Source organism: Elstera sp., from assembly GCF_044372965.1.
Lineage (GTDB): Bacteria > Pseudomonadota > Alphaproteobacteria > Elsterales > Elsteraceae > Elstera.
The window spans coordinates 1-6,171 of record NZ_JBILQX010000195.1 but is presented as its reverse complement, the minus strand read 5'-3'; the positions used below and the strand labels follow the sequence as shown (position 1 = coordinate 6,171).

Here is a 6,171-nt window from a genome sequence, read left to right as displayed (position 1 = left end):
AAGCTCCCATGATCCATCCTCCAAAGCGTAACTCTCTGATAATAAACGAAAGTCGCACTTCAAAATTGAATCCGCCCGCTTATCATTCAAATGTCGCATAATGCATATTATGTGATAAATCGATAAAATGCAGATCGGGGTGAACCCGCCAAAGCGGACAAAATTAATTAAAATTACCCTTACTGACGGGTTAATAAAAGCGTTCTGTATAACGCCGAATAATCGATTTTTGAGTTGTGACGCCGATCAAGGGGAATTTTCTTCAGAAAACACAATTCTATATCGGGAAATTGATCGGTAAGCTGCGCCCGCCACGTTGTGTCGAGGCCCCTGTCGCCAGCGACGGCCACAAGCGGCCTACCCCCTACCCCAAGCAGGGCCGCTTGCCGAACCCCCGGCCCACCCAAGGCGGCGATTTCGACCGCGAAGGGAAAATTAACGCCGAGCCGCGCGGTACATCGGCCCAGCAATCCAGACCCCCCTGCCATCCGATCCCAATCTTGCCCCCCAATGTCGGCCGCGCGGAGATGGGCGATAGGTTCGGTCTTGCTCGGGCCGTAAACGCAGATGATCTCGGCGGTCAGGGGCCGGACCTTCGGCATAATTGGGCAGCGCGAAGGCGAACGCCTGCGGCTCACCTGTCTCATCCTCGGTGAGCAGCAGAAACTCGGAATCAAGCAGCCGCAGGTTTGCGCTTCCAGCAATACCGCGACGCAAGGTGGCCAGTGGTGCCACGCTCGAAAGATACTCGGCAACCGGCGTGAACCCGGCGGCCTTCAACGCGGCCAACACGATGGGATCGGGCGCGGGCTCTAACAAAAACGGCGGGAGGGTTCCGGGTCCCGTGACGATGCGTTAGGAAAACTAGGTCGCCCCGTCTATCGGGCCGAGAATGGCACGGCATCCGGCCCCGGCAAGCACGGCCGTCGCTTCCTCTAAGACCGCCGCAGGTTGGTCCGGTCAACTGGCCCACCGTGGCGCAGGGAACTCCGCTCCAAAACCTCAAGCCGATCGCCTGCGCGCTCAACGCTTTAAGGTGATCGTTAAAGCTGAGAAGCGACTGTGGTTCCATCGACAGGCGCCGGGCTAGGAAGCCGCCAGTGAATCACAGCGCCACTCAACGAGCGAGGGTTATTGCGGGTGTCCAGCTCTAGAACGGCGCATTCCGGTTCTTGCTCCGAATAAGGCGCAGAATATGGGGGGTGACCACCGCAAAGACGGCGAGCCCAAGCAGCGCGGCTGAGAGCGGATGCGTAATGAAAACACTCATATCGCCTTGCGAGGTAATCATCGCACGCCGAAACTCTTGCTCGGCCATCGGTCCCAGAATCATGCCAATAATCACGGGCGAGGTCGGAAAATCGAACAGGCGCATGAAGAAGCCGATTATTCCAATCGCCAGCAGCAGCACAAGATCGATAAACGACTGGCTAATGCCATAAGTGCCGATAATGGCAAAAATCAGAATTCCGGCGAAAAGATAAGGTTTCGGGATATGCAGTACGCGCGCCCATAGGCCGACAAGCGGCAAATTAAGCAGCAGGAGCATGATATTGGCAATGTAGAGGCTGGCAATCAGGCCCCAGACCAAATCGGGCTGACTGGTCAATAACTGCGGACCGGGATTAATGCCATAGCCTTGGAAGGCCGATAGCATGATTGCGGCAGTAGCCCCGGTAGGCAAGCCAAGGGTGAGCATCGGCACCAGAACCCCGGCCGCTGCGGCATTATTCGCCGCCTCCGGCCCGGCAACACCTTCGATTGCGCCATGGCCGAACTCTTCGGGTTTTTTCGAGAGCCTTTTCTCCAGAAAATAAGACAAGAGCGTCGGCAATTCGGCCCCACCCGCCGGAAGCGCGCCCATGGGAAAGCCCAGCGCGGCACCACGCAGCCAAGGCTTCCAAGAGCGGCTCCAATCCTGCCGGCTCATCCAGATCGAGCCTTTGACGGCCAGAATCTCATCCTTCTGCGCGCCATGGCGGGCGGCCAGATACAGGGTTTCGCCCACGGCAAACAGGCCGACCGTGACCAGAATTACGTTAATCCCATCGAGCAGTTCGGGAATGCCGAAGGTAAACCGAGGCTGCCCCGACTGAAGATCGATCCCGATCATGCCCAGACCCAAGCCGAAAAACAGGCTGGTAAAGCCGCGCGCAATCGAATTCCCCAGCACCGCCGTGACGGTGACGAACGCCAGAACCATCAAAGAAAAATATTCGGCTGGCCCCAGCAGCAAAGCGAATTTTGTGACGACGGGGGCAAGGAAAGTGAGGCCCACAACACCCACGGTTCCGGCAATGAAGGAGCCAATGGCGGCCGTTGCCAGTGCTTGCGCCCCCCGGCCTTTGCGCGCCATTTTATGCCCTTCAAGCGCCGTTACGATCGTTGCGCTTTCCCCCGGCGTGTTGATCAGAATCGAGGTGGTCGAGCCGCCGAACATTGCCCCGAAATAAATTCCGGAAAACAGAATAAAAGCGCTGGTCGCATCAACTTGATAGGTGATTGGCAGCAGAATGGCGATGGTCAAAGCCGGGCCGATGCCCGGCAAAACGCCCACGGCGGTTCCCAAGGTCACGCCAACCGCACACCACAGCAAGTGCAACGGGGTTAGGGCTACCGAAAAACCATGGGCGAGGTTAGAAAGTGCCTCCATTAGATCAAACTTTCGATAAAGCCTTCACCCATGCGCAGGCCAAGCAGCCGGGTAAAGCCGAAATAGGCAAGAAGAACAAGCAAAAACCCGATGAGGATTGAGCGAAGCCACGAGCGCGCCTCAAAACTCCGCGCTGCCCCGACAAAAACCAAAGTTGCCGTGAGAATGAACCCGATAGAGCCAATCAGCGCCGTTCCGAGGGCAAAGGAACCCGCAATCCACCCCAAGGAGGATAGGTTTAAGGCGGGTTCATTCGGATCGGTCGCCTCGCACGCCCAGCCCTGGCCGCGCGCTTCCCAAAGAAGCTTCAACCCGAGCAGCAAAAGCCCGATACCAATAGCATAGGGGAAAACTTTGGGGCCGACCTTGGCATAAAGCGGCGATGTGGGGATGGTGCCGGTCGCCCAAACGACGACCGACCCCAACGTCAGAACCCCCACAGCAACCAAAGCCGGACCGACCGCAAACCCCAAATAAGAAGGGTTGCGCATAGGAGTTTCCTTTAGGCGAGACCGATTTTCTTCAACGTATCGGTCACACGGTCCGTTTCGGTTTTAATGAAAGCGTCGAACGCATCGCCCGCCAGGAAAATATCCGTCCAGTCGCGTTTTTTCAGCTCATCCTGCCAGCCTTGGGATTTCACCATCGCGGTCACGAGATCGATCATATCCTTCTTTTGCTGGGCGCTTACGCCCGGCGGCGCAAAAACACCGCGCCAGTTGAAGAATTCAACATCAACCCCCTGTTCCTTGAACGTGGGAATATCGAGGCCCGGAATGCGCTTGTCCGAGGAAATCCCGATAGCGCGCAGATTCCCGGCCTTGATTTGCTCAATGAACTCGCCCAGCCCGGAAATACCGCAGGTGACTTGATTGCCCAGCAGGGCTGCTTGAGCGGGGCCGCCGCCCGCATAAGCAACATAGCTGATCTTCGTCGGGTCCGCGCCCACCGCCTGTGCCACCAGCGCCGCAATAATATGATCGGTGCCGCCGGCCGAGCCGCCTGCCCAGGTTACTTTGGCCACATCGGCTTTGAGCGCGGCGACCAAATCCTTCATGGTCTTAAGCGGCGATTCTTTCGGAACCACAATGACTTCCGCTTCGCCCGTAAGCCGGGCAATCGCGGTTACATTCGTTAAATTGAAGGGCGTTTTATTGGCGATAATCGCGCCCATCATAACGAGGCCCGAGACCATGAGCCCGTCGCCCTGTCCCTTCCACTGATTGATGAACTGCGGTAACCCCACTGTGCCACCTGCGCCGCCGACATTGGTAACTTGGGCGCTGCCGATCAAATTGGCACCGCGCAGCACCTGTTCCATCGTGCGGGCGGTTTGATCCCAACCGCCGCCGGGCGCAGCCGGAACGAACAGGCGAATCTGCTTCATTTGCTGAGCCAGTACGGCGGAGGGAAGCATCGGTAGAAGCGCCGTTGCCCCGGTCATCATCAGCATATGGCGTCGTGTAAACATCGTTTCCTCCGGTTATTGTTGTCGGTTAGTTTATGGCGGTTTTGCCGCAATACCAGTATTTTTATTCCGGCTTGCGGTGTGGATTCCCCTCATAGGTCCAACGCCACTCTTTCGGCAGCGGCCCCTTGTTTCGGCCCCCCTGTTGCGACTGCTCATAGGCGTGGGCAAGAACGCCGACCGAGCGGGATAGAATAAATAATCCACGGCACAGGGGCGGTGGAAAACCAAGTTCACCGAAGATCACGGCGGTCGCGCCATCGATATTCATCGGAATGCGTTTGCCTTTCGCGCGCTCCAACGCCGCTTCAACGGCCCGCGCCACGGTGGCAAGCTGCCCGCCGATGGTTCCCGCCTCAGCCGCAGCATCGACCAGCGCCAATAGTTTCGGGGCGCGCGGATCAATAGGGTGGAAGCGATGACCAAAACCGCCGATCTGCGTTTTCGCCGCGAGCGCTTCCTCAACGGCGTGCGTGGCCGCTGCGGGAATATCGCCGTCGGCGCGGGCAAGAATGGCGTAATAGAAAGCAAGCGCCTGTTCGCCCGCGCCGCCGTGAACATCCCCCAACACGTTAACGGCGCTCGCCATAGCGCTATTGATGCCGATCCCGCAGGTCATGGCCATGCGGGCAATTGCGATCGAGGGGGCTTGCGGGCCGTGATCGACTCCCGCCACGAGTGCCGCGCCGAGCAAATCGGCTTGCGCGGGGGTCGGCAGATCGCCGCGCAGCATGAGCCAAATCATATCCACAAAGCCGATTGTGCCGATTAAATCCTCAATGGCGTAGCCACGAAAGCGGATGGAGCCCGGCTGCATATCGATAATGTCGGTATGCCACCAGTTTTCGGCCTTTTCTTGATCGGGTGTCATTGGGCCAACTCCGCCAGAATTTCGGCGCGATGGGCGTCGAGCCGGGGCGGCGGGCGGTTGGGCCGGGGGGCTTCGCCATCAACGCAAAAGCCGCCGCGCACGCATGATATTGTGCGGTCTAACCCAATCGCCTCGCCCTCGAACGGCGTTACCATATCCCGCGCAACCGTCTGCGGATGCCTTAGAATAGCGGGAACGCTCAAAACCTGCCCGGCGGGGATACCGGCTGCAATCATTCGGGTTTCCCATTCTAGGGCGGAAGCGGATGCGAGCGCCGCTTCCAATTCCTGCGTCAAGGCGGTGCGGTTCGCCAAGCGCGCGCCCCGATCCGCGAAGCGCGGGTCGGTCAACCAATCCTCCCGCCCAACCAGTTTTGCGAGCGCGCCGAATTGTTCGGCCTTATTGGCGGCAATATTCAAAAGGCCGTCGCCCGTTTGAAAAGTGCCGGAGGGGCTGGCCGTAAAATTATCGTTCCCCATCGGTATCGGCGCTTTTCCGGCAATGAGATGATTGGAGACGGCCCAACCCAAGGCCGAAATCGTCGATTCCAATAAAGAAACATCCAAATAACAGCCGCGTCCATCGCGCTGTCGCCGAACCAGCGCGGCGGCGATGGCAAAGGCCGCGCTTAACCCGCCAAGCGTATCGCAGATCGGCACGCCCACGCGCAACGGAGCCGTTTCGGGGGTTCCCGTTACACTCATTAAGCCAGAATAACCTTGAATAATTTGATCGTAGGCGGGGGCGTTTTTCATGGGACCGGTCGCGCCAAAGCCCGAAATGGCGCAGTAGATCAGCCCCGGATTATGGTCGGCCAAGGCACTATGCCCCAAGCCGAGCCGATCCATCACACCCGGGCGGAAGTTCTCAACCAACACATCCGCACTGGCCACCAAGGCCAAAAACGCCGCGCGGTCGGCAGAATCCTTCAAATTGAGCGCAATTGACCGCTTTCCCGCGTTCTGGGCGAGAAAGGAGGCCCCCATCAAATCGCCGTTCAGGGCCGCGTCGGCCCCCAATTGCCGGGCCAAATCGCCCCCCTCGGGCGCTTCTACCTTAACGACATCCGCCCCCAAAAGGCCTAATTGGTAAGCGCAGTAAGGGCCGGCCAGCACATTTGTGAGATCAAGGATGCGCACGCCCGCCAAAAGATCGATCATCCCATTACCCTCATATATC

General features: G+C 58.5%; 6 protein-coding genes. All 6 read right to left on the bottom strand.

Features of this window, described 5'->3' with window-relative positions; genetic code table 11:
- Window positions 1–435 precede the first annotated feature (435 nt).
- Window positions 436–819: a hypothetical protein gene (locus tag ACIQ36_RS17375; protein WP_395831645.1), complete on the bottom strand. Its 384-nt coding sequence runs from the start codon at window positions 817–819 to the stop codon at window positions 436–438.
- Window positions 820–1,150: 331 nt separating this feature from the next.
- Entirely contained in the window at window positions 1,151–2,653 is a 1,503-nt protein-coding gene (locus ACIQ36_RS17370) for a tripartite tricarboxylate transporter permease (protein ID WP_395831643.1), read from the bottom strand.
- Window positions 2,653–3,144, bottom strand: coding sequence for a tripartite tricarboxylate transporter TctB family protein (locus tag ACIQ36_RS17365; RefSeq protein ID WP_395831641.1), 492 nt, complete (start codon window positions 3,142–3,144; stop codon window positions 2,653–2,655). The genes ACIQ36_RS17370 and ACIQ36_RS17365 overlap by 1 nt, the downstream gene beginning before the upstream one ends.
- Window positions 3,145–3,155: 11 nt before the next feature.
- Window positions 3,156–4,124 carry a Bug family tripartite tricarboxylate transporter substrate binding protein gene (locus tag ACIQ36_RS17360; protein ID WP_395831639.1) on the bottom strand — a complete coding sequence of 323 codons (969 nt, stop codon included), beginning with the start codon at window positions 4,122–4,124 and terminating at the stop codon, window positions 3,156–3,158.
- Between the two features lie 61 nt (window positions 4,125–4,185).
- Window positions 4,186–4,992 (bottom strand): citryl-CoA lyase, encoded by an 807-nt coding sequence (locus tag ACIQ36_RS17355; protein ID WP_395831637.1) that lies wholly within the window; start codon window positions 4,990–4,992, stop codon window positions 4,186–4,188.
- Window positions 4,989–6,171 (bottom strand): CaiB/BaiF CoA transferase family protein (locus ACIQ36_RS17350; protein ID WP_395831635.1); only part of this gene is annotated, 1,183 nt, incomplete at its 5' end. The genes ACIQ36_RS17350 and ACIQ36_RS17355, both read right to left, overlap by 4 nt.